Raw genomic sequence first — 25,143 nt, forward strand, 5'->3', positions numbered from 1 at the left:
ATCGGGACTCCGCGATTGAGGGTGCGGAGTTGATGATAATGATTCTCAATTACGAGTCAAGCCTCTGCGAGCATTTCCGAGAGGGTATCTTCCAGTTGCTCCAGGTCCGGAATCACCGCGGTATCGTCGCGCACCAGCACGCGAGCGCGAACGCCGAACGGCAGTTCGTGGCCGTCGTGCGTGGGTAGCAGCAGTTCCGCGTTGAGCGTGGTCAGGCGCGGGAAGCCGTGGGTGAGCACCGCGATATAAGGCATGTCCGGGCGATGACCGACGGCCTTGAGCACGGCCACGCGCGACGCCTGGGGCGGTGCATCGTCGGCAAGGCTCGCGACGTGGTCGAAATTCACCAGCGGGATGCTCCAGCCGCGCCAAGCGATACGGCCAAGCAGCCATGCCGGCGCATCGGCCACCGGCTCCACGCCCGCGAGGGTGATCACTTCGGCCACCGCCGCGTTGGGCAACAGCAAGCGGACGCCACCGCTGGGGATCAGGACGCAGCGGATTTCGCGCGGCAACGGCTCGCTCATGGGAATTCCTCGATCAGTTTCTGCGCCAGCGCGCGCACATCGCCGGCATAGCCCGCCACGCGTTCTTCACGGATGCCGGCGACCATGTGGCCCGCCTCGTCTTCCGGCGGCACGGTCTCGACCCATACGCGACCGCCGGCGTCGTACACCGCCTGCGCACCGGCGACGGCGTCATTGCCGCGCCCGGCGAAGACGATCGCCAGCGCGTCGGCGCCAAAGCCACCGGCGATGGTGCTGAGGATGCCGTCGATCGACGGCCCCACCGCGTTGGCGGCGCCGCCATCTTCGCGCACGGTGACGCTGCCGTCTCGGCGGATCTGCACGTGCGAACCACGCGGCACGACGAGGCATTCGCCATGCGCGGTATACGGACGATCGCCAGCGACATGCGCACGGCCCAGGCGCGAAGCGAACGCCTGCGATTCGCCGTCGTGGTGTGCCACCACGAGCAATACCCCGGCCAGGCGCTCGGGCAGCGCGGCAAGGAAGGCCGCGATCGAACCTTCGCTTTCCTTCGCGCCGGCCAGCGCGATCACCCGGCGTACGGCGCGCGGCGCCGCCTCGAGAAACATTTCGTGGGAGAACTGTCCATCGGTGGACGGCGCCACCGCTTCTTCCATCGACACCAGTTCGAGGGTGAAGCCGGCTTCGATCCCATGCGTGCCGTCGTCGACGACATCCTGTGCAAGGTATTCGGCGGCGCTGATGGTCTCGATGCCGAAGTCGGCCGATGCGACGCGCGTCACCGGCTCGGCCACGATGGTGTCGTGGTCGACGAGGTCCCACTCCGGCACCGGCGGCGGCACGTATTCGGTCGCGCGCCCTTCGATCTGAAAGGGTGCGGCGTTTCCCCCATCCGTCGCCGGTGGCGTCTCGTCCATGGATTCGAGGCTGAAACGGCCGGCGTCGAATTCGTTCCCGGGCGCAAGGGCCGGAGCCGGTGCTTCCTCGATCACTTCGAAGCCGGACAGGTCGAGCGACGCCAGTTCGGTCAGCTCGACAGGCGTGGAAGGCAGGCTTTCCAGGCCATCGGACTCGTCCAGCGAGGCATGGTCGGTATCGGCGAGCAGTGCTTCGAGTTCCGCGGCGAGGTCGGCCGGGTCGGCACCCCGGTCTTCCGCGTCGGCATCGGACAAGGGCGTGGAGAACGTCAGTTCGTCGGTGAATTCATCGGCGATGTCCGCCGCGTCGTAAGACGGGACGGCCGTAGCCACATCGGGCTCGGCCATCGGCGTTTCCGGATAGCCATGACTGCCGGTGATCGCCAGGTCATCCACGAGGGGCTCGTCGAGGACGACCTCCACGGGTGCGGCGACGCCGGCCATGGCGGTCACGCGTGGTTCGATCGCCCGCGCATCTTCAGGACGCGGCGGGTCCAGGGACATTTCCCCGACGAGCTTCGCCGCGAGGTGACGGGCCCAGCGTGCCCGGTCCCAGCCTTCCAGCTTGCGACTGACGTCGGCATCGTTGAAGACGAGGCGCGGATGCCCGCCTTCCACCGTGTCGTAGAGACGATCGAGGTCGGCATCGCTTGGATCATCCAGATCGACGACCACGACGTTCGCCGACGAACCGACCAGCTCGGCGGGGGCGAACGAGCCGAGATCCGATTCGTAGACGATCCGCGCACCCTGCTCGACGAGCGCGTCGCGCAGGTGGGCGGAGAGGTTCCCGTCGTCGAACAGCAACGCGACCCGCGACTCGCGATCAGCCATGGTGGACTCCGAGCACGTCGTTGATCTGCACGATGAGGTCGTTCTCCTGGTACGGCTTGCCGATATAGCGGTCCACACCGATATCGAAGGCACGCTGGCGGTGCTTGTCGCCGGTGCGCGAGGTGATCATGATGATCGGCACACCCGCGAGCCGTTCGTCCGCCTTCATCTGCGTCGCCAGCTCATAGCCATCCATGCGCGGCATCTCGATGTCGAGCAGCATCAGATCGGGCACACGTTCGTTGAGCTTTTCGAGCGCGTCCACGCCGTCCTTCGCCGTCATCACCTCGAACTCGTGGCGCTCGAGCACACGGCCGGTCACCTTGCGCATGGTGATCGAATCGTCGACCACCATCACCAGCGGCTTCACGCGCACTTCGTCCTGCGCGCGCGGTGCGTGCGGTGCCAGTGCCTCGGCTTCGAACGCGCGGCGCGCCACGCCGTGGCGGACCAGCGGCGCGAGGTCGAGAATCATCAGCACCGAGCCGTCGCCCATGATCGTCGCGCCGAGGATGCCCGGCACCGAACTGACCTGCGGGCCAACCGGTTTGACCACGATTTCGCGCGAGCCGAGCACGGCATCGACACGGATCGCGGCGCGCAAGTCGCCCGACCGTGCGAGCAGGAGCGGGATATCGCCCTCGTCCGGCGTCGAGACCACGTGCAGGCCGAGCAACTGCGGCAGGTCGTGGATGCCGTAATCCTCGCCCACGTACTCGAAGCTGGGCTCGGCGTCGGCCATGCGGTGGGCCAGTTCATTCGGTGCCACGCGGGCCACGCCGTGCACCGAGGTCATCGGGATGGCGAAGTTGGTCTCACCGATACGCACGATCAGTGCCTGGGTCACCGCGAGAGTGAACGGCAGGCGCATGACGAAGGTGGTACCCACGCCCTTCTGTGACTCGATGCCCAGGGTGCCGCCGAGCTGCTTGATCTCGTTGGCGACCACATCCATGCCGACGCCGCGGCCGGCCACCTGGGTGACCTTCTCGGCCGTGGAGAACCCGGGCACCTGGGTGAGCTGGAAGATCTGGTCGTCGGATACACGGGCATCCGGGCGCAGCAGGCCGCGCTCGATCGCCTTGGTCCTGATCGCATCGCGATCCATGCCTGCACCGTCGTCGGAAAGCCGCACCACCACTTCGGTGGCTTCGCGGGCCACCTGGATGCGTACCGTGCCTTCCGGGTCCTTGCCCGCGGCCTGGCGTGCCTCCGGCGGTTCGATACCGTGTGCGACGGCATTGCGCAGCATGTGCTCGAACGGCGCCTTGATGCGGTCGAGCATGTTGCGGTCCATTTCGCCGTTGGCACCCTCCACCACCAGCTGCGCGCGCTTGCCCACGTCCGAGGCAGCCTGGCGCAGCGTACGGCGCAGGTTCGGCACCATCGCGTCGAACGGCAACATGCGCGTCTGCATGAGGCCTTCCTGCAATTCCGCGTTCACCTTCTGCTGCTGGAGCAGGAGGTTCTCGGACTGGCGGGTCAACTCGTCGAGGATGGTCTGCAGCGACACAAGGTCGGACACCGACTCGGCCAGTGCCCGCGAGTACTGCTGCAACTGCGAGAAGCGGTCGAGCTCGAGCGGATCGAAGGCCGCCACGCCCGTGTCGCGATGCTCCTGGTGGTAACGCGCGATGATCTGCGCCTCGGTTTCGATCTCGAGCATGCGCAACTGGCTGCGCAGGCGGCTGACCGTCTGCTCGTGCTCGGTGAGCGCCGAACGGAAGCTCGCCGTCTGCTGCTCCAGGCGCGAGCGGTAGATCGAGACCTCGCCCGCGTGGTTGACCAGCGTGTCGAGCATGTCGGCTCGTACGCGGATCTGCTCCTGCGAGGCCCGCTGCAGCTCCTCTTCCTCGAACTCGGGCAGGAGTTCGGGCAGGTCGCGTTCGATCGCCTGCGTCGGCTCCGGCTCGTGCGCCGGCTCGGGGACCGGCGCGTACTCGACGATCGCGGCTTCGCGTTCCTCGCGATAGGTCTCGGCCGTGACCGTGTCGGGTGCGATCGGTGCACCGGCGAGACGGGCGAACGGTTCGATGTCGGCGTCGGCCAGGGCGATCGGCTTGCCCAGGGCGATGCTCTGGATCATGCCGTGCAGGCGGTCGAAGCCCGCCTCGGTCGCCTCGATGGCGGGACGATCGCTCTCACGCTGGCCACCGGCTACCGCGTCGAGCAGCGCTTCCATCGCATGCGACAGGTCACCGACCGCGGCCATGCCGGCCATGCGCGCGCTGCCCTTCAAGGTATGCAGGTCGCGTTGCAGCGCGGTCACGTGCTCGGCCTGTTCCGGCTCGGCACGCCACGACGCCAGCGCGGCGTCGGCATGGTCGAGTATCTCGCGCCCTTCCTCGATGAAGACCTCGAGCAAGTCGGGATCGATATCGGCGTAAGGCGACAACTCCGGCACCAGCGCCGCCACCGGTTCGTCCGCCGGTGTATGCACCGGTTCCGCCAACGCCTCGTGCGACTGATCCTCGATGACCACCGGTTCGAGCACACTCTCGTGTTCGGCGGTCTCGATAGGAAGCTCGGCTTCGACCGCAGGCTCCGTGGGACGCTCGGCTTCGACGGCAGGCTCGGTGGGAGTCGACCTTATCGGCGATTCCTGCGAAGCGAGCAACTCGTCCGCAATGAACCCTTCCTCCTCCGACGCCGTCTCGTCGATCTCTTCTTCGACGACGAGCGGTTCGACCAGCCCATCGTCCGTATGCAACACGTCGCCGTCATGCGTCATCGGCTGCGGCAGCGATGGCTCGTCCGAGCCCTCCCCCACCAGCGCACGCCACGCGGCGTCTTCCTCGGCGTCGAAGGCCAGGATCGGCTTGACCTCGCCTTCCGGCTTGTCGATCTCGAAGTTTTCGAAGTTCTCGAGCGACGCCAGCAGTTCGGCGGTGAAATCGTCGCTGCCGCCGACCGGCTCGACCGGTGCCAGCTCGATCCCCGGAAGCTCGCCTTCTTCTTCCGCGATCTCTTCCGCGATCAATGCCTCGTCGAGCGATGGAACGCCCGTCCCTTCCGCCTGCTCCGGCAGGTAGGCTTCCGCCAGGTCCGTGAACGCGTCGACGGAACCCGCCTCTTCGGCCAGCCCGTCGTCGGCGAGTTCGCCCTCGAGCGGCAGCGGATCGGGCTCGTACAGGATGTGCGCGACCGTCGCTTCCGGTTGCTCGTCGCGCAGGGCGACGATGCGCGCGGCCAGCGATGCGACATCCGGCACGCGCGGATCGGGCGCGTCGAACTGTTCCATCACGTGATCGACCAGGTCGGCCGTGTCGGTCAGCGCGTCGACGCCTGCCTTGCTCAACGGCAGGCCCGTGGCGCGCACACGCTTGACCAGGCCCTCCAGAGGCGCGAGCACATGGATCAGCACGGGGATATCGACCATGCCGATCGCGCCGTGCAACGTATGCACGGCGCGCAGCAGGGCATCGTCCACATGAAGCTCGCCATCGCCGGCGCGGGCCAGGTTGGCGCGAATCACGTTGAGATACTGCGCCACTTCGGTACGCAGGATGTCCAGCAAGACCGAATCCACGGGCGGCAGCGGCGGCGCGACATAGGCGGGCTCGCCGAACGCGGCCTCCACCGATGCCGCGCTGTCCTCGACCGGTGCCGGTGTCTGGCCATAGGCGGCGAAACCCGCCGTGGGCACCGCGGCGATCGTGTCGCGCGGCACGCGGCGCTTGACCTTGCTGCGCACGCGGTGGATGGAACTGCGTGCGACGTCCTCGACGAAGGCGACGTCGCCCATGGCCAGGCGGTCCGCGGTTTCCATGATCGCGGCGATCGGCGCGCCAGGCGTGGCATCGCCCTCGAGCGCTGCCTTGAGTTGCGGCAATGCCTCGACGGCGTGGCGCACGAGCGCCTGCACGCCTTCATGCGGCCCGATCGAACCGTCGAGCACGCGGTTGAGCATGTTCTCGACCTTCCAGGCGAACTCGCCCAGCAGGCGTGCGCCGACGAGGCGGCCCGAGCCCTTCAGCGTATGGAACGAACGGCGGATGGGCACCAGCGCGTCGCTGCGCTCGGGGTCGGTCAACCAGTGGCCAAGGCCGGCGCGGAGATTGGCGATTTCCTCATCGGTTTCTTCGAGGAAGATCTCGCGAATCTCGTCGTCGATGCCGTCCACGGTGATCTGGAAGCCGGCAAACTCGGCCATGCCGTGGCCGCCAACGTCCTGCTCGACCTCTTCCTCGATCTCGATCCAGTCTTCTTCGCCAACGGCCGAGGCAGGCGCCGGCACGGCGTCGATATCGCTGGAAGCGGCGGCGACCTCTTCGTCGGTGGGCGGCTCGTCCACGAGATCGAAGCTGTCGGCGAAGCTGGATACCGTCTCGCCTGCATCGACGCTGGTCGATGGCACGGCGATATGCTCGATGGCCGCTGTCTCGATGTCTTCGAGCGCATCCTCTCCGAGCGCCTCGTTGCCATCGTCGTCCACCGGCACCGGCCAATAACCGAGTTCGGCCAGGCTTTGCTGGGTCACGTCGAGGATGTGTTCCAGTCCGCCACGATGCTCGCGCGCGGCTTCGAGGTAGTACTCGAGCGCGGCCAACGCATCGGCCAGGCGATCCATCTGGGTACCGTTGGGCACGCGACGGTCGCCAAGCAATTCACGATGGATGAACAAGCCGATGCCATCGGCCAGCTCGGCCGGACGCACCGCACCGAGCATGCGCATCGCACCACCGATCTCGGCCATCAATTCGGGTGCGCCAGCGAGTTGATCGTGGTCCCACGACGATTCGACGAAACCAACGATCGCGTCCTTCACCTTGGACGTATTCGCGGTGGCCTCGCGCATGAGCGTGGCCAGGATGTGCCGCGCTTCGCTGCGCGGCAGCGGCGCCGGGCCGAGGTCGCTCGACGACGAAGGATGTTCGCCCTCCGCGCCGAGGCGTTCGATATGGTCGTCCAGCGACGCTTCGACATAGAGAAGCGCGCCGGCGACGTCGAGCAACGATTCCTCGTCCGGCGCGCGCGCTCCCGTGGCGATCTCGCCGAGGATGCGGCGCTGCTCGCCCACGACACGGCGCGGCACGCCCAAGGCGAGCATGCCCAGCGTGTCACCCACGCGGTCGAGTACGTCGGTCTGCAAGCCCAACTGGCCTGGATCGCCATCGGGACGGCGCAGGAACAGGTCGAGCGCTTCCTTCACCCGCAGCAGGTCGTCCTTGATCGCCGCCGACACGGTGTCGAGCAGGGCGCGATTGTGGCCGGACATCGAGCCACGGGCATGCTCGAGCTCGGCCGCCTGCGGCAACAAGCCGTCGAGACGGTAGGTCTGGCGCAGTTCCTCGATGCGTTCGCTGCCCGGCTTGGCCTGGGCGACGTAATACAGGAGCTTGCGCGCGAGTTCGTCGGAATCGCCGCTCTGCAGCGCTTCCTCACCACCATCGACAAGCTCGCGGATGGACCGGTCGACGCGGCCGATGAGCTGGCGCACGTCCTTTTCATGGGCACGCAGTACGCCGCGCTCCAGACCCTCGAGCACGCCGGCGGCGATCCACCACAGGCGCCGTCCCGCGATCGTGTAGCAACGCGCGGCGAGGCTGTCGAGCGTCGCGCGCATGCCGAGCAGCTGGCGTTCGTTGCCCTGCCCGCGGAACCAGGCCAGCAATTGCTGCTGGAACCTTACGCGCAGGTCGCCCAATTCGGCGCGATGGGCCTCGGCCACGCCCGGATGGGCGGCGCCGGGCGCCGTTGCGGGAAGCATGGTGTCGAGGTTGGGCGTGAACAGGGCGGACTCGTGCAGGGACTGCTCGCCCCGGCTTTCGCGCAGGTCGTTGAGCAGCGGCAGCAACACGATCGGCACGTCACGGTGACCGCTCTGCAAGCGCTCCAGGTAATCGGGCATCTGCATCATGCCGCGCATCAGGGCGGCATAGGCGTCATCGCGGTGGACGACCCGGTTATCTATCAGCGCGGCGACCAGCTGCTCCATTTCGCCGACGACCATCGCGGCGCCGTAGAGCTCGACCATACGCAACGTGCCGTGGACCTGGTGCAGGTCCGCCGCGCAAGTGTGCATGACATAGGCGTCGCGCGAGTCCTCGACGTAGGACTCGAGGGCCTGGCGTGCCTTGGACAAGGCGTCGTCGAGCTCGGCCTTGACCCAGTGCAGCGTGGTGAAATCGGTATGGTCTTGAAGTCTCACTGCATTAGCCCGGCAGCTTGAAGTTCGCGACGGACAGGCGCAAGTCGTTCGCGAGCTGGGCCAGGTTTCCGATGGACTCGGCGGTCTGGCTGGCACCCAGCGATGTCTGCGAGGTGATCTCCTGGATGACGTTCATCGTCGCCGAGGTGTCGGTGGCCGCCGCGGACTGCTGGCGGGCCGCCGCGGAGATGTTCTGGATGAGCGCCGAAAGGTCGTTCGACACACGCTCGATGTCGCCCAGCGCGGTGCCCGCGTCCTCGGCCAATCGTGCGCCCGCGACCACCTCGGCGGTGGTCTGTTCCATCGAACTCACCGCTTCGTTGGTATCGGACTGAATGGTCTGGACCAGGGTCTCGATTCGCTTGGTCGCGCTCGCCGAGCGTTCGGCGAGGCGCTGCACTTCGTCCGCGACCACCGCGAAGCCGCGTCCCGCCTCGCCGGCCGATGCCGCCTGGATGGCCGCGTTCAAGGCGAGGATGTTGGTCTGCTCGGCGATGTCGTTGATGAGTTCCACGATCGAGCCGATTTCCTGCGACGACTCGCCCAGGCGCTTGATGCGCTTGGACGTCTCCTGAATCTGGTCGCGAATGGAGTCCATGCCCTGGATCGTCTCGCGCACCACTTCCGCGCCGCGCGAAGCGATCTGCACCGAGCGCTGGGCCACGTCGGCCGATTCGGCGGAATCCTTCGACACCGTATCCATCGAGGTGGCGATCTGATTGATCGCGGATGTGGCCGAGGTGATCTGCTGCGCCTGTTGCTCCGCCGCGTCGGCGAGGTGCATGGCGGTGGCCTGCGTTTCCTGTGCCGCCGCGGAGACACGCACCGCGGTCTCGTTGATCGTGGTGACGAGGTTGCGCATCTCGTCGACGGCGGAGTTCATGGCGTCCGCGATGGCGCCCGTGATGTCCTCGGTGACGGTGGCCTTGATGGTCAGGTCGCCTTCGGCGAGCGTGCCCATCTCGTCCAGCAAGCGCATGATCGCGTTCTGGTTACGCTGGTTCAGGTCGGACGTGGTCTCGAAGCGGCGGCGCTGGTCGCGCACCAGGTTGTAGACCAGCAGCAGTGCGAAGAGCACCGCGCCGATCGCCCCGAGCAAGCCCCACCACACGTTCGGGAACAGGCGGGTCAGCGGCAGCTTGGCGATCTGCTCGGCCGACTCGTTGGCGCGCAGCAGTACCGTCTGGGAGTCGAGGGAGGCCTGGTTGCCGGCGCGCTTCACGTCCTGCAGGTTCGGCGAGGCGGTGACCAGCTGGCCGACCGGATCGACCAGCTCGGCCCAGGAGGTCTGCATGCCTTCGAGGATCTTGCGCGCGTTGGCGTCGCTGATGGCACGCACGCCACCGTCCGGATTGCCGTCGATGAGGCCCTTCAACACCGCGCCGTAGAGCTGCGCGTCGCGGGACAGGCCATCCGCCGCCGACTGGGCGCCGTCACCGCCCTGCAGGATCTCCTGCACGCGGCGGATCATGCGATCGGCCATGAGCATCCACCGCGCGATGGTGAAGGTCTGCTCCACCGAGGCGTTCTTTTGCTGGACGATGTTCAACACCTCGTCGGTGCGCGCGTTCAGCAGCGGCATCTGCTTGGAGAACAGGTCGGCGCGCTCACCCGAGGACAACACGAGGTCCTTGTTGGAAAGGATCTTGCCGATGTCCGCGTCGAGCTGGTGCCAGGCGTTGGCCAGGGCGCCGATCGCGCGCCCGGCGGGCGCGGCGTTGGCGCTGGCATCGGCATAGGCCGGCATGCCGGTCTTGTCGTCGCCCTTGACCAGGCGCTGCACGGCCGAATCGATCGTGTTTCGCGTGGCCGACAGCTCACGGAACGAATCGCGGTTGCCATCCGACGCCTCCAGTGCGTACTTCGCGGTCTGCTGCGAGAGCACCTGTACCTGGGTCGTCAGCGCAATGGCCTCGCGGTCCTCGCCGTTCTTGTTGTTCAGCCACCAGAAGTCGACCGACGCCAAACCGATTGCCAGGAGGAGGAACACGATGACGATCGTGTACCCACGTTCCCGGCCTGCGCCGCCTGCTGTCGTGCTCATATCCACCTCACCCAAACCTGGCAAAGCTAGCCACCGGCGCCTCGATGAGGCCGCCGGCAAGACGAAGCGATCGCGCTGACCGCTCCTCCGTTCCCATCGCGAAGCCGGCCATGCCGTCTCCACCTATCCTGTCAGGGGCCAGCCACCCGGCCGTCCCCCTCCCCCATGAGGCGCCTTACAACGCCGCCTGCCTGAAATCCGGCGCACGAACCAACCGGCTCATGCTGAACAAGCCAAAAGCCTGTTCACCCAGCTGCACGTTCTCCGCGACGAAGCGCGCCAGCCGTGGATCGTGCTCTTCCTCGCCCATGCCACGCTGTGCCTCGTCCATCGTACGCTGGCCGAACACCTCATCCACCAGCAAACCCACCGTGCCGCCATGCTGGCGCACGAGCAGCAAGCGCGTACGTTCCGACGACGGCGTGCGTTCATCGAACAGGAACCGGCCGAGATCGATCGCCGGCACCAGATTGCCACGCACATTGGCCACGCCCATCAGCCACGGCTGTGTACCGGGCACGTTGGTCAGCGGCGGCACGGCCAGCAATTCGTTGATTTCCTCGATGCCGCTGACGAAGGCGCGGCGCCCCACGCGAAAACCGATGCCTCGCCACAGGCCCAGGGTGTCCACGCGCTCGGGCGCGTCCGCCGTATGGGATAGGCACGCCCTTTCATAGCGGGCGAGGAGTTCGAAAGGCGTGAGTGAGGCGTTTTCGCTCATGGCGTCCTCAATGCGTCTTGTTCGGCAGGAGGCTGGCGATGGTCGAGAGCAGCTCCTTTTCGTTCACCGGCTTGGTGATGAACGCCTTGGCGCCCTGGCGCAGGCCCCACACCCTGTCGGTTTCCATGGACTTGGTCGTGATCATCACCACGGGCACGTCCGCCGTCGCCGGGTCCCGGCTCAGCGTGCGGGTGGCCTGGAAGCCGTTCATGCCCGGCATGATCACGTCCATGATCACCAGGTCGGGCTTGTTCGCACGGATGCGATCGAGGCCGGCCTCGGCGTTGTCGACGCTGGAAACGGAGAAACCCGCCTTCTCGAGCAGCGTGGTGAACACGCGGACGTCGGTGGGCGAGTCGTCGATGATGAGAATGTTTGCCACACGTCCCCCTGGACGTCGTCTAGCGGTGGTGTTCGGTCAGTTCGCCTTCGCGTAGCGATGGATCGCGCCGAGTAGTTCGTCGCGGGTGAACGGCTTGGTGAGGTACTGCTCCGCGCCCACGATGCGGCCACGGGCCTTGTCGAACAGGCCATCCTTCGAGGACAGCATGATCACCGGCGTGCCGCGGAACTGGGCGTTGTTCTTGATCAGTGCGCAGGTCTGGTAGCCATCCAGGCGCGGCATCATGATGTCGACGAAGATGATGTTCGGCTTCTGGTCGGAAATTTTGGCCAGGGCCTCGAAACCGTCGACTGCGGTGAGTACGTCGCAGCCTTCCTTCTTCAGCAGGGTCTCGGCCGTGCGTCGGATGGTTTTCGAATCGTCGATGACCATGACCCGCAACCCGGTCAGGTCGTTACCACGTCCGTTTTCGTTCACTGCGCCCCCGTGCCACGCAAAAAAACCGCAAATCCCGTCGCAGGATAGCCGGTTTCGTGCCGACTATTCCGTGCGCCAGGTCGATGTCCGGAACCGGCGGCTCCAGCGGTCCGCTCTTCGGCGTTCCTCCCGTCCGCTGTTTAATGGTTGGCCGGGGCGCCGTCAAGATGAATTGTTCTTAAAGGAAAAGTTCCGCCTGCCGAATTCGCCCCAATTCTGCCCGCCTTGACTAGACTTGGCACCTTTCCTGCCTAACGGGACACCTCCATGCCGCTCTCCGTCGCCGTCCTGATGGACCCGATCCGCGCCATCAAGATCGCCAAGGACACCACCTTCGCCATGCTGCTGGAGGCCTCCCGCCGCGGGCACGCCCTGCTGTACATGGAACAGGGAGACCTCGCGCTGCACGACGGCGAGGCATGGGCGCGGCTGCGCCCGCTCACCGTGAAGGAAGATCCGGCCGGCTGGTTCACTCTGGGCGAGCCACGGTGGCGCCCCCTCGGCGAGGTCGACGTGGTCCTGGCCCGCAAGGATCCCCCCGTGGACGCCCAGTTCCTCTACGACACCATGGTGCTTGAGCGGGCCCAGCGGGCCGGCTGCAAGGTGGTGAACGACCCGAGGTCGTTGCGGGACTGCAACGAGAAACTGTTCTCCCTGGACTTCCCCCAGTGCATCGTACCGGCCCTGGTCTCGCGCGACCGCGCCGAACTGAGGCGGTTCGTCGCCGAACATGGCGAAGTCGTGCTCAAGCCGCTGGATGGAATGGGCGGGCGCGGCATTTTCCGGGTGAAGGCGGGGGACAGCAATCTCAATTCGATGCTCGAAACACTGCTGGACGGAAACCGCAACTTTACCGTCGTGCAGAAATACATCCCGGAAATCACGGCCGGCGACAAGCGTATTCTGGTCATCGATGGCGAGCCGGTACCCTATGCCCTCGCCCGCATCCCGCAGGGCGACGAGTTCCGTGGCAACCTCGCGGCCGGTGGCCGGGGGGTGGGCATTCCACTGTCGGACCGCGATCGCTGGATCGTCGCGCAGGTGGCCCCCGAGCTGGTCCGCCGCGGGCTTCGCTTCGTCGGCCTGGACGTGATCGGCGACTACCTGACCGAGATCAACGTCACATCTCCGACAGGCGTTCGCGAACTGGACGCCCAGTTCGGCATTAACATCGCCGGGCTGATGTTCGACGCGATCGAGGCCCGATGACGACCCGCACCACCGGCGCCGACCTGTTCGGCGCGACCCTGCTGTTCTCGCTGCTGCTGCACGGTGTCGTCATCCTCGGCATCACCTTCGAGGCGGAGAAGCCCAAACCGAGCGTGCCCACGCTCGATGTCACCCTCGTGGATGTCGCCAACCAGGAAGCGCCGGACAAGGCGGACTTCCTCGCCCAGGCCAGCAATTCGGGCGGTGGCGACCAGGACAAGGCCGCACGCCCGTCGGAACGCGCGTCCGGCCCCCTGCCCACGCGCAACCCGGGCGATGCGGCCGAACCCACCGAGGCCCGTGCGCCCACGCCACGCGAGGCCACGCCAGACCCACTCCTCACCACCTCGGGCGAGACGGCTTTCGCGGTCGATACCAAGCACGAGCAGACCGAGCAAAAGGAACGGCCCCTGCCTGTCTCCGACGACGAGGTGCAGCGCAAGCTGGAAATGGCGAAGCTGGCGGCCGAGGTCCGCGACCAGTCGCAGGCATATGCGAAGCGCCCGAAGAAGAAATTCATCTCCTCGAACACGCGCGAGTATGTCTATGCCGCCTACATGAAGGGCTGGGTCGGTCGCGTGGAACGCGTGGGCAACCTCAACTATCCCGACGAGGCGCGGCGCCAGGGGCTGCATGGCGAACTGGTGCTCACCGTGGGCCTGAACCGAGATGGATCGATCAAGAGCATGGATGTGATCAAGAGTTCCGGGCAGAAGCTGCTCGACGACGCCGCCCAACGTATTGTCCGTCTCTCCGCGCCCTTCCCCGCCCTGCCCTCGGACAAGAACCGGGTGGACGAGTTGTACATCACGCGAACCTGGCAGTTCCTGCCAGGGAATGTGCTGCGCAACTACTGACCCATCGCCGGCAACAGCTGGTCCGCCTCGCTCACATACGCTCTCCCCGCCTTCCGGTCCCATACGCACAACTCCCGCCCCGGCCGGTTGTTCATATGCTTCTGTGGGTAACGCCCGGCCAGCACCAGCGCCGTGACCGGCACCCGGTCGTCGTACCGGATCGGACCGCCCACCGGCTTCGCGCCCTTCAAGCCACTGGCCGCGATGCAGGCCCTGGTCAGCCGTTGGTCGTAGTCCTTCCAGGCGCCAGGCGTGGAGGCTGGCGAAGCCCCCGCGAAGCCGAGGGAAATCAGCACAAAACCCTTGATAAACATTACTTTCCGCACGATGCCATCTCCTTGTGATCGTGCGCACACGATAAGCGCGAAGCACTGAACGTTCGCACACGGCTCATGCTCGTAGCGGCTACAATGCAGCCATGACGATCGCCAACACCTTCGCGGGGCAATTCCTCATCGCCATGCCCACGCTGGCCGAGCCGCCCTTCGCGCGCGGCGTCGCCTTCCTCTGCCAGCATGGCGAAGACGGCGCGGTCGGCCTGTTGATCAACCAGATATCCGAGTACCGGCTGGGCGACGTCCTCGCCCAGATGAAACTCCAGTGCGACGATCCGGAGATCGCCGACTATCCCGTCCTCATCGGCGGCCCTGTCCAACAGGAACGCGGTTTCGTTCTTCATCGCGAACCCGGCAACTGGGACTCCAGCTATCGCGTGAACGACGACTGGTCGGTCACCACCTCGCGCGACATCCTGGTGGCCATGGCCGCGGGCGAAGGCCCGCGCCGCGCCGTCGTCACGCTCGGCTACGCCGGCTGGGACGCCGGCCAGCTCGAGCAGGAAGTGATGGACAACGCGTGGCTCACCACGCGCGCGGACGAACACATCATCTTCGACACCCCCATCGACGAACGTTGGGTCGCCGCCGCACGCAAGCTTGGCGTGCAAGATCCCTCCCAGTTGGCCGGCTACGCCGGTCACGCCTGAGCCAAGGGCACGATGAGCTGCCTGTTCGGCTTCGATGTCGGAACGAAGATCGTGGGTGTCGCCGTCGGCAATCGCCTGACCGGCACCGCCCGTGCGTTGGCGGCCCTGCCCGTGCGCGACGGCGAACCCGATTGGCACGCGCTGGACACCTTGCGTCGCGAGTGGTTGCCGGCGGAACTGGTCGTGGGGCTGCCGCTCGACAACGACGGCAAGGAGCAGCCGATGACCCGCACGGCGCGGCGCTTCGCCGAACGGATCGGCCAGCGGTACGCCCTCCCGGTGGTGTTCGCCGACGAACGCATGAGTTCGCAGGAGGCCGCCCGGCGCTTCGCCGCCGGCCGCGCCGCGGGCACCCGCAAACGCTCGGATGCGAAGTCGATCGATGCCGAGGCGGCGGCGGTCATCCTCGAGTCCTACCTTTTAACCTCCTTGGGGACGTCATGACACAACGCCTGCGCCACCTGACCACCCTCGAGAACATGCCGCGCGAAAACATCGAGCGCATCCTCGACCGCGCCAACAGCATGCGCGAAGCCACCGCGCATGGAACGCGAAAACTCGACCTGCTCGCGGGCCGGACCGTGCTCAATCTCTTCTTCGAGCCATCCACGCGCACGCGCACGTCGTTCGAACTCGCGGCGCGCCGCCTCGGCGCCGACGTGATCAATTTCGACATCGGATTCTCGTCGACCGCCAAGGGCGAAGAGTTGTTCGACACGTTGCATACGCTCGAGGCCATGCATCTGGACACGATCATCGTCAGGCACAAGGAGTCAGGTACGCCCGAATCCCTGGTCCGCCACGCGATGAGCGGCGTCGCCGTGGTCAACGCCGGTGACGGCAACCGTGCCCATCCCACCCAGGGACTGCTCGACGCGCTGACCATCCGCAACCATCACCCGGACTTCCGCAAGCTGCGCATCGCCATCTGCGGCGACGTCCGCCATTCGCGCGTGGCGCGATCCGACGTGCATGCGTTCACGGCCCTGGGCGCGAAGGAGATACGCCTCGTCGGACCGTCCTCACTGCTGCCCACCGAGGGCGAACTGGACAACGTCACCTACCACGAGGACTTCGACGAGGCCATCGAAGGGGCGAACGTCATCATCATGCTTCGCCTCCAGAAAGAGCGCATGGCCGCGACCGACCTGCCCGACGAGGCCGCCTATTTCGAGCGCTTCGGCCTCGACACCCGACGCCTCGCCCTCGCCGCCAAGGGCTGTCTGGTCATGCACCCGGGCCCGATCAACCGCGGGATAGAGATCGCACCGGAAGTCGCCGACGGGGCGCAGTCGCGCATCCTCGAGCAGGTCGGCAACGGGGTGTTCGTGCGGATGGCGGTGCTGGCCGAGGTCATGGGCCGGTAAACCCGTAGGAATTTGCACCCGCCCCGCCGCGGGAGCACGTGGCGGCGCCGCGGTTCCGGCATAATGGCCGGACCAAGGGAAACCAAACAATGGGATATAAAATGCGACCGACGAAGCGACTCATCGCGCTCGGCGTCGCCAGCGTGCTGCTGGCGGCCTGCGGCCACAAGGACAAGGACGCCCCGCTGGCCTTCGTGCCGGCCGATACACCCTACGTGCTGTCGAACCTCGACAAGCTCGACGACGATGCCTACGAGGCCATGATCTCGCAGGCCAATAGCGAGCTGCCGACCCAGGTCGCGCAGATGAAATCCGTCGCGCAGGATCTCGAAACCAAGGGCAACGCCGAAGCTGCCCGCCTGCTCAAGGCCTTCGCCGCCGAGTTCGACGGCAAGACCGCCGAGGCGGCGCTGAAGAATATGGGTCTGGACGTAAAGACGGGCTCGGCCATCTATGGCCTCGGCCTCAGCCCCGTGGCGCGCGTGGCGCTGGCCGATCCGGCAGCCTGGGAAGCTTTCGTGGGCCGCCTCGAAACCGCCTACGGCAAGAAGCTGGAAACCGCCGACGCGGGTGGTCAGGCCTACCGCCATGTGACCCTGTCCGATTCCGGCGTGCAACTGGTGATCGCGACCGTGGGCAAGCAGGCCGTCGTCTCCCTGCTACCCGCCGATGCCGCACAGCCGCTGGTCCGCCAGGCGCTGGGCGTCGATCGCCCGCAAAAGAGCCTGCAGGATGATGGCCGCCTCGCCGACCTCGCCAAGGACAAGGGTTATAAGGACTATGCCGTCGGCCAGGTCGACCTCGTCCGCCTGTTGCCGCTGGTGGCCGCGGGCAAGGATCCCCTGTTCGCCTCGTTCCTGAAACACCAGTCCGCCAAGACCGGCGAGCCCGTACCCGAACTGCCACCCAGCTGTCAGGCCGAAGCCGCACGCATCGCGGCGCGCGTGCCATCGCTCAGCTTCGGCTATACGCGGCTGGACCTGCACCATCAGGAGCAGCGCGTGGACGTGGCACTGGCCGACGACATCGCCAAGGCCTTCTCGGGCCTGAAGGTGGAATTGCCGGGTCTGGGCAAGGACGCCAGCGCGCCGTTCGACATCAGCCTCGCGCTTCCGGTCGAGCAGATCCGAACGTTCTTCACCGCACAGTCCGAGGCCGTGGCGGCCAAGCCGTTCGAATGCCCCGCCTTCGTCAACATGAACGACAGTTTCGCCAAGCTGGGCTCGACCATGCAGCAGGCGGCGATTCCCCCGTTCGGCGACATCCGTGGCGTGCGCATCGTGCTGGATTCGTTCAAGCCGGCCGCGGCGGGTCAGCAGATGCCGACCTTCACTGGTCGCGTCCTGCTCGCCACGCGCAACCCCGCCGGCCTGCTGGCGATGGGCCAGGCGATGCTCGGTGGCGACTTCAAGCTCGCTGGCGACGGCAAGCCGGCACCGCTGCCGCCGAACATCGGCACCATGCTCGGCATGCCGGGCTGGGCGGCGATGAACGGACAGGCGATCGTGGTGGGCCTGGGCGAAGGTGAAGACGCCAAGCTCGACGACATGCTGATGGGCCCGATCGGCGACGCCGGCCGGCTCAATCGCCTGCACCTCAACGGCGACATGTATCGCGCATGGGTCGACGTGATGGCTGAGAAAGCGACCGCCTACGCCAAGGCGATGGACGATGCCTCCGGCGCCGATGGCGCTCCGGACGACCAGGCGACGCAGACCGCGGCCGCCCAGCGCTCCAAAGTCCAGTTCGACGCGATGAAAGCACAGGCGGCGCGCATCGTGCAGGTCGGCGGCGAAGCGCACATGGGTGAGAAGGGCCTGGTGATCTCAGGCGCCGTCGAATACAAGTAAGCGATCGTCACCGTGCAAGAAACGAGCGCCCCCTGGTGGGGCGCTTTTTTTTGATTCTTCGCGCGTGTTCGGGTTTCGTTCGGCTCGGCTTCGCCCTCGCGTTCGTTGTGTGTGCGGCGAGGGGAGCTGCCGGGCGACAAGGCCCGTCAGGGGGCCGGCCTGGACGGCCGGCCGTTTCCGCTGAGCCACGGAGGGCGAATCGGAAACCCCGTTGTGGGAGCCGACAAGCCGATAGTGGGGAACTTTCTTAACCTGAACGCCCCGATTTCCCCGGCACGAATCGTTCACGGATGCGCTGTTTCCATAGGCCACGCGAAACGGCAGCCACAGTGCGTGGCGCCATCGCCAGCCCCATTCAGTGCGAGATGAAGGAGTCACCCATGAACCACGCCCCCCTCCGTAAGGCCCTGTTCGCCGCCGCCCTTGTTGCCGGTCTCGGCACGGTCCCGTTCGCACAGGTGTATGCCCAGGACTCCGCCGCGGCCTCCTCGAAGGGCGACAACCAGACCGTCGCCGGCAAGGTCGACGACACGTGGATCACCACGAAGGTCAAGTCCGAGTTCGCCGCCAGCAAGGGCGTGAAGGCCACCGATATCTCGGTGAGCACCAGCGACGGCGTCGTCACCCTGACCGGCACGGTCGCCACGGCGAAGGAAAAGAGCCACGCCGAGAAGATCGCCAAGGGCATCAAGGGCGTGAAGAGCGTCGACGCCAGCAGCCTGACCGTTTCCTCGTCCGCGGCCAAGTAACCGCACACGAGGCCACGTGGAAACGAAGAGGGAGCCGCAAGGCTCCCTCATTTTTTTGCCGATACCTCTGTGTTCAGCGGTGCAGCATGCCACCAAAGGTATTGCGATCGTTGCCCTTGTCGATCTCGACCCCTTCCAGGCCCTGCGACAGGGTATGTGCATCGCCGCCCTGGGCGAGCTTGATGCGCAGGCGCACTTCGTTGGAACTGTCGGCGTGGCGCAATGCGTCCTCGTACGAGATCTCGCCGGCGTGGTAGAGCTCGACCAGGCTCTGGTCGAAGGTTCGCATGCCCAACTGATTGGAGTCGCGCATGAGTTCCTTGAGCTTGTGCACCTCGCCCTGGCGGATGTAATCCTGCGCCAGCGGCGTGCCCAGCAGCACTTCCACCGCGACGCGGCGGGCCTTGCCGTCGGGCGTGGGGATGAGCTGCTGGGCGACGATGCCCTTCAGGTTCAGCGAGAGGTCCATGAAGAGCTGCTGGCGGCGGTCCTCGGGGAAGAAGTGCAAGATGCGGTCGAGCGCCTGGTTGGCGTTGTTCGCGTGCAGCGTACACAGGCACAGGTGGCCCGTTTCCGAGAAGTTGATCGCGTGTTCCATCGTCTCGCGCGTACGCACTTCGCCGATCATGATCACGTCCGGCGCCTGGCGCAGCGTGTTCTTCAGGGCATTTTCCCAGCTATCGGTATCGATGCCGAGTTCGCGCTGCGTGATGATGCAACCCTCGTGCTTGTGCACGTATTCGATCGGGTCTTCGATGGTGATGATGTGGCCGGTCGAGTTCTGGTTGCGGTAGCCGATCATCGACGCGAGCGAGGTCGACTTACCCGTACCCGTGCCGCCGACGAAGATGATGATGCCGCGCTTGGTCATTGCCAATTGCTTGATGACCGGCGGCAGGTTGAGTTCCTCGGGCGTCGGGATCTTCGATTCGATCCGGCGCAAGACCATGCCCACGCAGTTGCGCTGGTAGAAGCAGGAGACGCGAAAACGGCCGATGCCCGACGCGCTGATCGCGAACTGGCACTCATGCGTCTTCTCGAACTCCTCGCGCTGGGCCGGGGTCATCACGTTGAGCACCATGTCGCGCGACTGCTGTGCCGAGAGGGGGCTCTGGGTGATCGGGACGATGCGCCCCTGCACCTTCATGGAAGGCGCGACGCCAGCGGTGATGAACAGGTCGGAGGCCTGCTTGTGCACCATCAGCTTGAGGAAGGAGGTGAAATCGAAGTCGCTCATGGCCTGGTATTCCCATTGCCGGACCGGGCCGGCGCCCCTGTCAGCCGATCATATACCCGTACCGGGGCGGCTACAGGGACTTCCTTCACGATCCCGGCTCTCGCTGGAGCCGCCCTCCACGGGGCCGGCGCCGGGCATCCGGCTAGCGGAAGCCTTCCTTGTTCTTCGCGTAGGTCGAGGCTTCCTGGCGAGTGACGAGTCCGCGCTTGACCAGGTCCGCCAGGTTCTGGTCCAGGGTCTGCATGCCGTACTGCTGGCCGGTCTGGATGGACGAGTACATCTGGGCCACCTTGTCCTCGCGGATGAGGTTACGGATGGCCGGAATGCCCACCATGATCTCGTGGGCGGCGATGCGCCCGCCGCCGACCTTCTTCAGCAGGGACTGCGAGATGACCGCGCGCAGCGATTCGGACAGCATCGAACGGACCATGGGTTTCTCGCCCGCGGGGAACACGTCGATGATGCGGTCGATGGTCTTGGCCGCCGAGGACGTATGCAGCGTGCCAAAGACCAAATGGCCGGTTTCCGCGGCGGTAAGCGCCAGGCGGATGGTTTCCAGGTCGCGCAACTCGCCCACCAGGATGTAGTCCGGATCCTCGCGCAGTGCCGAACGCAATGCCTCGTTGAAGCCATGCGTGTCGCGGTGCACCTCGCGCTGGTTGATAAGACACTTTTGCGAGGTGTGCACGAATTCGATCGGGTCCTCGACGGTGAGGATATGGCCGTATTCGTTCTTGTTGACGTGGTCGACCATCGCCGCCAGCGTCGTCGACTTGCCGGAGCCCGTGGGACCGGTGACCAGGATCAGGCCCTGCGGTTGCTCGATCAACTCCCGGAAGATCTTCGGTGCGCCGAGGTCTTCCAGGGTGAGCACCTCGGAAGGAATGGTACGGAACACGCCGCCGGCGCCACGGTTGTGGTTGAAGGCGTTGACGCGGAAGCGTGCCAGTCCCGGGATCTCGAAGGAGAAGTCGACTTCAAGGAATTCCTCATAATCGCGGCGCTGCTTGTCCGACATGATGTCGTAGATCAGCGAGTGGACCTGCTTGTGCTCCAGCGCCGGAATGTTGATTCGCCGGACGTCGCCGTCGACACGGATCATCGGCGGAAGACCCGCGGAAAGGTGCAGGTCGGAGGCCTTGTTCTTCACGGAGAAGGCAAGGAGTTCGGCGATATCCATTGAGGTCCCCTATCTTGGTCGGCATAGGTAACCATGCCCGGGGGTCGGCGGCAAGGCGCGGCACCGTATATGCTTCGGTGTATGTGATCCTCGTCGCCAACGGAGCGAATACCCCCATGAATCGGATCGCCTTCATCGGCGGCGGCAACATGGCCACCGCGTTGATCGCCGGAATGATCCGCCACGGCGCCCAGCCCGGTGGAATCGCCGTGGCCGAGCCCCGTGCCGAGGCCCTGCACGAGCTGTCCCGCGAGTATGGCGTGGCCACCTACACCGACAACCGCGATGCCGCCGAAGGGGCCTCGATCCTGGTGCTGGCGGTAAAACCGCAGATGATGGCCGAGGTGTGCCGCAACCTGCGCGCCGTGGTGCAGAAGTATCGCCCGGTGGTGATCTCCATCGCGGCCGGTATCCGCATCCAGCAGATCGAACGCTGGCTCGACGCCGCCCTGCCCGTCGTCCGCTGCATGCCCAACACCCCGGCCATGATCGGCGCCGGAGCCTCGGCGTTGTTCGCCAATGCCCGGGTAAGCGCCCCGCAACGGGCCGAGGCACAGCACGTGCTCGACGCCGCGGGCCTGACCGTCTGGGTGCCCGACGAGGGCCAGCTGGACATCGTCACCGCTCTCTCGGGCTCCGGACCGGCGTATTTCTTCCTGCTGGTGGAGGCGCTGGAAAACGCCGCGTATTCGCAGGGACTCTCCCGCGAAACGGCACGGGCGCTGGCGGCACAGACCGCTCTGGGCGCGGGACGCATGCTGATCGAAAGCGGCGAAAGCGCCGCCACCCTCCGCCAGCGCGTCACCTCGCCCAACGGCACCACCCAGGCGGCGCTGGAAAGTTTCCAGGCCGACCATTTCCCCGCCATCGTGGCGCGCGCGGTCGACGCGGCGCGGCGCCGTGGCATCGAACTTTCAGAAGACATGGAATCGAAGACGTGAACTACCTGACCAACGCAGGCGCCCTGATCCTCCAGTTCGCCTTCGGCGCCCTCGTCACCCTGTTCGTCCTGCGACTGCTGGCCGAGGCGCACCGGGCGGATTTCCACAATCCCATCTGCCAGTTCCTCTATCGCTTCACCAATCCAGTGGTGCGCCCGCTGCGCAAGGTGCTGCCGCCCGTGCGCCGGATCAACACCGCGGCGCTGGCCATCGTGCTGGTGCTGGAATGCCTGAAGGTGGTGCTGATTGTCGCGCTGGCGGGAATCGCCCCGGCGCCGCTGGGCATCCTCGTGGCCGGCGTGGCCGAGACCCTCGATTTCTTCCTGCTGACCTGGATCGTCCTGGTGTTCGTGTGGTCGCTGATGAGCATGCTCTCGACCGACCGCTACCACCCGGTGGCACGGCTGGTGTCGAGCCTGGCGGAGCCGCTGGTGCGACCGTTCCGCGGCAAGCTGACCATCGGCGGGCTGGATTTTTCGCCCACGGCGGTGCTGCTGGGGCTCTTCCTGGCGCGCATCCTCATCGCCCAGCCGCTCTCGGATTGGGGTACGCGGTTGCTGCTGGGAGGCTGAGCCCCCCCTATCGCCGACAAGGTCGGCTCCCACCGAGCGGGGCCTGCGCTACCGGGCCGGTGGGAGCCGACCCTGTCGGCGATGGGTGTTCGCGAAACCTTACCTGCCCCCCAGCCGCCGGGCGTCCGTCACGTTCGCCAACGCCCCCAACCGGCCGAGCAAGGTCGACAGTTGCTCGTAATCCTTCACGCGTAGCGTGAAGCGCATCTCGACCTCGCCCGTGCGTACGTGCACACGGCTGGAGGAAGCCACGATGTGCGGCCCCACGTTGTTGATCGTCGTGGCGACATCCTTTTGCAAACCCTTGCGATCGTAGCCACGCAGTTCCACGTCGACTTCGTAGTTCTGCACGTCGACCCTGCCCCAGCTCACGTCGATCACACGCTCCGGGTTGCGACGCGCCAACCGGGCCAGCGAGGCGCAATCGGAGCGATGCACCGACACGCCACGGCCCCGCGTGATGAAACCACGTACGGGATCGCCCGGCAGCGGCTGGCAGCAACGCGCCAGCGTGGTCAGCAAATTGCCCACGCCCTCGATCGACAAGGCACCACGATCGTGCTGCGCGCCACGGGAAGCGACCGGGTTGCCGGACTGCGTGATCTCCGTCTCGACGGGCTCCTGCAGCGAGCGCGCGACCTGGCCGAGGGTGACCTCGCCCAGGGCCACCGTCACGTAGAGTTCTTCCACGTTCTTCAGGCGGAAATGCGCCGCCAGCTTCGACAGGTCGACATCGTCCAGGGCAAGGCGGCGCAACTCCTTTTCCAGGTTCGCCTTGCCAGCCAGGATGTTCGCCTCGTGCGCTTCGCGGCGAAACCACGCCCGCACCTTCTCCTTCGCACGCGAGGTGTTGAGGTAACCGTGGTGCACGGAGAGCCAGTCGCGACTCGGTTCGGATACCTTCGTCGTGAGGATTTCCACCCGGTCGCCACTACGCGGCTGGGAGGTCAAGGGCACGATGCGACCGTTGACCTTCGCGCCGCGGCAACGATGGCCGACCTCGGTATGGATGTGGTACGCGAAATCGAGCACCGTCGCGCCACGAGGCATGTCGATGACCTCGCCCTTGGGCGAAAGCACATACACGCGATCTTCCATCAACTCGGTTTCGAATCCGGCGGCCAGTTCGGCCTCGTCCTCGCCCCGCGGCTCGAGCAGCTTGCGCATCCAGGCGATCTTCGCCTCGAACTCGGAATCGGCGCTGCCGCCCTCCTTGTAGCGCCAGTGGGCAGCCACGCCAAGTTCGTTGGCCCGGTGCATCTCGTGCGTACGGATCTGCACCTCGAGCGTCTTGCCCTCGGGACCGAGCACGGCGGTATGCAGGGAGCGATAACCGTTGCCCTTCGGACGCGCGACGTAGTCGTCGAACTCGCCGGGCAGGTGCGGCCACAGGCTGTGCACGAGCCCGAGCGCGGCATAGCAATCGGCTACGCTGTCGACCAGGATGCGCACCGCGCGGATGTCGTAGAGGTCCGAGAACTCGAGCCCCTTCTTCTTCATCTTCTTCCAGATCGAGAAGATGTGTTTCGGGCGCCCAGCCAGGTCGGCCTTGATACCGGCACCCTCCAACACCGCGCGCAACTGCGCCAGGCTCTCCGCGATGAAGTGCTCACGGTCGGCGCGGCGCTCGTCGAGCAGGCGCGCGATGCGCCGGTAGGTATCCGGTTCGAGATAGCGGAAGGCGAGGTCTTCCAACTCCCATTTCAGCTGCCAGATGCCCAGGCGGTTGGCCAGCGGGGCATGGATGTCCGAGGTGAGCTGGGCCAGCTCGCGCCGTTCGTGGTCGGGCAAGGCCATGGCGGTGCGCATCGCCGCCAGTTGGCGTGCCAGCAGGACGAAGACGACGCGCAGGTCGCGGATGATCGCGAGGAGCAGCCGGCGCAATCCCTCGGCGCCACTCGCCGGCCCGCGTTGTGCGTGCAGCGCCCAGACCTTCTCCGCTTCGCCCTGGCCATCGACGAGGCGGCGCAGCGCCGGCGCCCAATGCTTCGCCGCTTCGCCGACGGCGTCCGGGCTGGCCTTGAGCAGCGAGAACCACAACGCCGATGCGCAGGTCTCGTCGTCGCACCCCAACTGGCGGAGCAACTCGATCACCGTTTCGCCCTCGGCTCGGATCGACGCGGGCAGCGCGGCGCAGGCTTCGCGCGCACGCTCGGTCAGCGGCATCGCGTTGGCTTTCGCCTCGGGGGAGCGTATGTCGCTCATCGCCTGTCCTCAG

20 protein-coding genes are annotated in these 25,143 nt (G+C 66.2%); 9 read left to right on the plus strand and 11 right to left on the minus strand.

Going from position 1 to position 25,143, the window contains the following annotated elements; translation table 11 throughout:
• Positions 1 to 56 precede the first annotated feature (56 nt).
• The 7 genes from J2T07_RS17280 to pilG form a co-directional block, all read right to left on the minus strand.
• Positions 57 to 527 carry a chemotaxis protein CheW gene (locus J2T07_RS17280; protein ID WP_306851604.1) on the minus strand — a complete coding sequence of 157 codons (471 nt, stop codon included), beginning with the start codon at positions 525 to 527 and terminating at the stop codon, positions 57 to 59.
• Complete coding sequence (locus tag J2T07_RS17285) at positions 524 to 2,242, minus strand: chemotaxis protein CheB (protein ID WP_306851606.1); 1,719 nt, start codon at positions 2,240 to 2,242, stop codon at positions 524 to 526. The genes J2T07_RS17280 and J2T07_RS17285 overlap by 4 nt, the downstream gene beginning before the upstream one ends.
• The gene (locus J2T07_RS17290) at positions 2,235 to 8,393 is read right to left on the minus strand and encodes an Hpt domain-containing protein (RefSeq protein ID WP_306851608.1); all 6,159 of its coding nucleotides are present in this window, start codon (positions 8,391 to 8,393) and stop codon (positions 2,235 to 2,237) included. Before J2T07_RS17290 ends, J2T07_RS17285 begins: the two co-directional genes overlap by 8 nt.
• A 4-nt stretch (positions 8,394 to 8,397) precedes the next feature.
• A complete protein-coding gene (locus J2T07_RS17295; RefSeq protein ID WP_306851610.1) occupies positions 8,398 to 10,437 on the minus strand; it encodes a methyl-accepting chemotaxis protein in 2,040 nt (679 codons plus the stop codon).
• A gap of 175 nt (positions 10,438 to 10,612) precedes the next feature.
• On the minus strand, positions 10,613 to 11,158 hold the full coding sequence (locus tag J2T07_RS17300; RefSeq protein WP_306851612.1) for a chemotaxis protein CheW: 546 nt from the start codon (positions 11,156 to 11,158) through the stop codon (positions 10,613 to 10,615).
• A 7-nt stretch (positions 11,159 to 11,165) separates the two neighbouring features.
• On the minus strand, positions 11,166 to 11,540 hold the full coding sequence (locus J2T07_RS17305; protein ID WP_306851614.1) for a response regulator: 375 nt from the start codon (positions 11,538 to 11,540) through the stop codon (positions 11,166 to 11,168).
• A 36-nt stretch (positions 11,541 to 11,576) separates the two neighbouring features.
• Positions 11,577 to 11,933 (minus strand): twitching motility response regulator PilG, encoded by a 357-nt coding sequence (gene pilG / locus J2T07_RS17310; protein ID WP_371022263.1) that lies wholly within the window; start codon positions 11,931 to 11,933, stop codon positions 11,577 to 11,579.
• Between the two features lie 312 nt (positions 11,934 to 12,245).
• Here pilG and gshB point away from each other — a divergent pair, with 312 nt between their 5' ends.
• Both gshB and J2T07_RS17320 read left to right on the plus strand, forming a co-directional pair.
• Complete coding sequence (gene gshB, locus J2T07_RS17315; RefSeq protein WP_306851617.1) at positions 12,246 to 13,187, plus strand: glutathione synthase; 942 nt, start codon at positions 12,246 to 12,248, stop codon at positions 13,185 to 13,187.
• The gene (locus J2T07_RS17320) at positions 13,184 to 14,044 is read left to right on the plus strand and encodes an energy transducer TonB (RefSeq protein WP_306851619.1); all 861 of its coding nucleotides are present in this window, start codon (positions 13,184 to 13,186) and stop codon (positions 14,042 to 14,044) included. The genes gshB and J2T07_RS17320 overlap by 4 nt, the downstream gene beginning before the upstream one ends.
• Here the strand turns inward: J2T07_RS17320 and J2T07_RS17325 are convergent.
• Positions 14,038 to 14,358, minus strand: a complete 321-nt coding sequence (locus J2T07_RS17325) for a hypothetical protein (RefSeq protein ID WP_306851621.1) — start codon at positions 14,356 to 14,358, stop codon at positions 14,038 to 14,040. The genes J2T07_RS17320 and J2T07_RS17325 overlap by 7 nt on opposite strands.
• 104 nt (positions 14,359 to 14,462) lie before the next feature.
• On the opposite strand from J2T07_RS17325, the gene J2T07_RS17330 reads away from it, so the two are divergent.
• From J2T07_RS17330 to J2T07_RS17350, 5 genes are all read left to right on the plus strand, one after another.
• Positions 14,463 to 15,029, plus strand: coding sequence for a YqgE/AlgH family protein (locus J2T07_RS17330; protein WP_306851623.1), 567 nt, complete (start codon positions 14,463 to 14,465; stop codon positions 15,027 to 15,029).
• 12 nt (positions 15,030 to 15,041) lie between these two features.
• Positions 15,042 to 15,473, plus strand: a complete 432-nt coding sequence (gene ruvX, locus J2T07_RS17335) for a Holliday junction resolvase RuvX (RefSeq protein WP_306851625.1) — start codon at positions 15,042 to 15,044, stop codon at positions 15,471 to 15,473.
• On the plus strand, positions 15,470 to 16,396 hold the full coding sequence (locus tag J2T07_RS17340; protein ID WP_306851627.1) for an aspartate carbamoyltransferase catalytic subunit: 927 nt from the start codon (positions 15,470 to 15,472) through the stop codon (positions 16,394 to 16,396). The genes ruvX and J2T07_RS17340 overlap by 4 nt, the downstream gene beginning before the upstream one ends.
• Positions 16,397 to 16,497: 101 nt before the next feature.
• Positions 16,498 to 18,246: a hypothetical protein gene (locus J2T07_RS17345; protein WP_306851629.1), complete on the plus strand. Its 1,749-nt coding sequence runs from the start codon at positions 16,498 to 16,500 to the stop codon at positions 18,244 to 18,246.
• A 380-nt stretch (positions 18,247 to 18,626) separates the two neighbouring features.
• Positions 18,627 to 18,995: a BON domain-containing protein gene (locus tag J2T07_RS17350; RefSeq protein WP_306851632.1), complete on the plus strand. Its 369-nt coding sequence runs from the start codon at positions 18,627 to 18,629 to the stop codon at positions 18,993 to 18,995.
• A 73-nt stretch (positions 18,996 to 19,068) separates the two neighbouring features.
• On the opposite strand, the gene J2T07_RS17355 is transcribed toward J2T07_RS17350, so the two are convergent.
• Together J2T07_RS17355 and J2T07_RS17360 are read right to left on the minus strand one after the other, a co-directional pair.
• The gene (locus J2T07_RS17355) at positions 19,069 to 20,232 is read right to left on the minus strand and encodes a PilT/PilU family type 4a pilus ATPase (protein ID WP_306851634.1); all 1,164 of its coding nucleotides are present in this window, start codon (positions 20,230 to 20,232) and stop codon (positions 19,069 to 19,071) included.
• Positions 20,233 to 20,374: 142 nt separating this feature from the next.
• On the minus strand, positions 20,375 to 21,412 hold the full coding sequence (locus tag J2T07_RS17360; RefSeq protein WP_306851636.1) for a type IV pilus twitching motility protein PilT: 1,038 nt from the start codon (positions 21,410 to 21,412) through the stop codon (positions 20,375 to 20,377).
• 116 nt (positions 21,413 to 21,528) lie between these two features.
• On the opposite strand from J2T07_RS17360, the gene proC reads away from it, so the two are divergent.
• Both proC and J2T07_RS17370 read left to right on the plus strand, forming a co-directional pair.
• On the plus strand, positions 21,529 to 22,353 hold the full coding sequence (gene proC / locus J2T07_RS17365; RefSeq protein ID WP_306851638.1) for a pyrroline-5-carboxylate reductase: 825 nt from the start codon (positions 21,529 to 21,531) through the stop codon (positions 22,351 to 22,353).
• Complete coding sequence (locus tag J2T07_RS17370) at positions 22,350 to 22,925, plus strand: YggT family protein (protein ID WP_306851640.1); 576 nt, start codon at positions 22,350 to 22,352, stop codon at positions 22,923 to 22,925. The genes proC and J2T07_RS17370 overlap by 4 nt, the downstream gene beginning before the upstream one ends.
• Positions 22,926 to 23,024: 99 nt before the next feature.
• Here the strand turns inward: J2T07_RS17370 and J2T07_RS17375 are convergent, their stop codons facing one another.
• A complete protein-coding gene (locus J2T07_RS17375; protein ID WP_306851642.1) occupies positions 23,025 to 25,130 on the minus strand; it encodes a RelA/SpoT family protein in 2,106 nt (701 codons plus the stop codon).
• Between the last annotated feature and the right edge of the window lie 13 nt (positions 25,131 to 25,143).

The organism is Luteibacter jiangsuensis, from assembly GCF_030812295.1.
In the GTDB taxonomy this organism is placed as follows: Bacteria; Pseudomonadota; Gammaproteobacteria; order Xanthomonadales; family Rhodanobacteraceae; genus Luteibacter; species Luteibacter jiangsuensis_A.

Bases quoted from the DNA above. Each gene is read 5' to 3' on its own strand.
- J2T07_RS17280 (WP_306851604.1), bottom strand. From the start codon at position 527: ATGAGCGAGCCGTTGCCGCGCGAAATCCGCTGCGTCCTGATCCCCAGC.
- J2T07_RS17285 (WP_306851606.1), bottom strand. From the start codon at position 2,242: ATGGCTGATCGCGAGTCGCGGGTCGCGTTGCTGTTCGACGACGGGAAC.
- J2T07_RS17295 (WP_306851610.1), bottom strand. From the start codon at position 10,437: ATGAGCACGACAGCAGGCGGCGCAGGCCGGGAACGTGGGTACACGATC.
- J2T07_RS17300 (WP_306851612.1), bottom strand. From the start codon at position 11,158: ATGAGCGAAAACGCCTCACTCACGCCTTTCGAACTCCTCGCCCGCTAT.
- pilG (WP_371022263.1), bottom strand. From the start codon at position 11,933: ATGGTCATCGACGATTCGAAAACCATCCGACGCACGGCCGAGACCCTG.
- gshB (WP_306851617.1), top strand. From the start codon at position 12,246: ATGCCGCTCTCCGTCGCCGTCCTGATGGACCCGATCCGCGCCATCAAG.
- J2T07_RS17320 (WP_306851619.1), top strand. From the start codon at position 13,184: ATGACGACCCGCACCACCGGCGCCGACCTGTTCGGCGCGACCCTGCTG.
- J2T07_RS17325 (WP_306851621.1), bottom strand. From the start codon at position 14,358: ATGTTTATCAAGGGTTTTGTGCTGATTTCCCTCGGCTTCGCGGGGGCT.
- J2T07_RS17330 (WP_306851623.1), top strand. From the start codon at position 14,463: ATGACGATCGCCAACACCTTCGCGGGGCAATTCCTCATCGCCATGCCC.
- ruvX (WP_306851625.1), top strand. From the start codon at position 15,042: ATGAGCTGCCTGTTCGGCTTCGATGTCGGAACGAAGATCGTGGGTGTC.
- J2T07_RS17340 (WP_306851627.1), top strand. From the start codon at position 15,470: ATGACACAACGCCTGCGCCACCTGACCACCCTCGAGAACATGCCGCGC.
- J2T07_RS17345 (WP_306851629.1), top strand. From the start codon at position 16,498: ATGCGACCGACGAAGCGACTCATCGCGCTCGGCGTCGCCAGCGTGCTG.
- J2T07_RS17350 (WP_306851632.1), top strand. From the start codon at position 18,627: ATGAACCACGCCCCCCTCCGTAAGGCCCTGTTCGCCGCCGCCCTTGTT.
- J2T07_RS17355 (WP_306851634.1), bottom strand. From the start codon at position 20,232: ATGAGCGACTTCGATTTCACCTCCTTCCTCAAGCTGATGGTGCACAAG.
- J2T07_RS17360 (WP_306851636.1), bottom strand. From the start codon at position 21,412: ATGGATATCGCCGAACTCCTTGCCTTCTCCGTGAAGAACAAGGCCTCC.
- proC (WP_306851638.1), top strand. From the start codon at position 21,529: ATGAATCGGATCGCCTTCATCGGCGGCGGCAACATGGCCACCGCGTTG.
- J2T07_RS17375 (WP_306851642.1), bottom strand. From the start codon at position 25,130: ATGAGCGACATACGCTCCCCCGAGGCGAAAGCCAACGCGATGCCGCTG.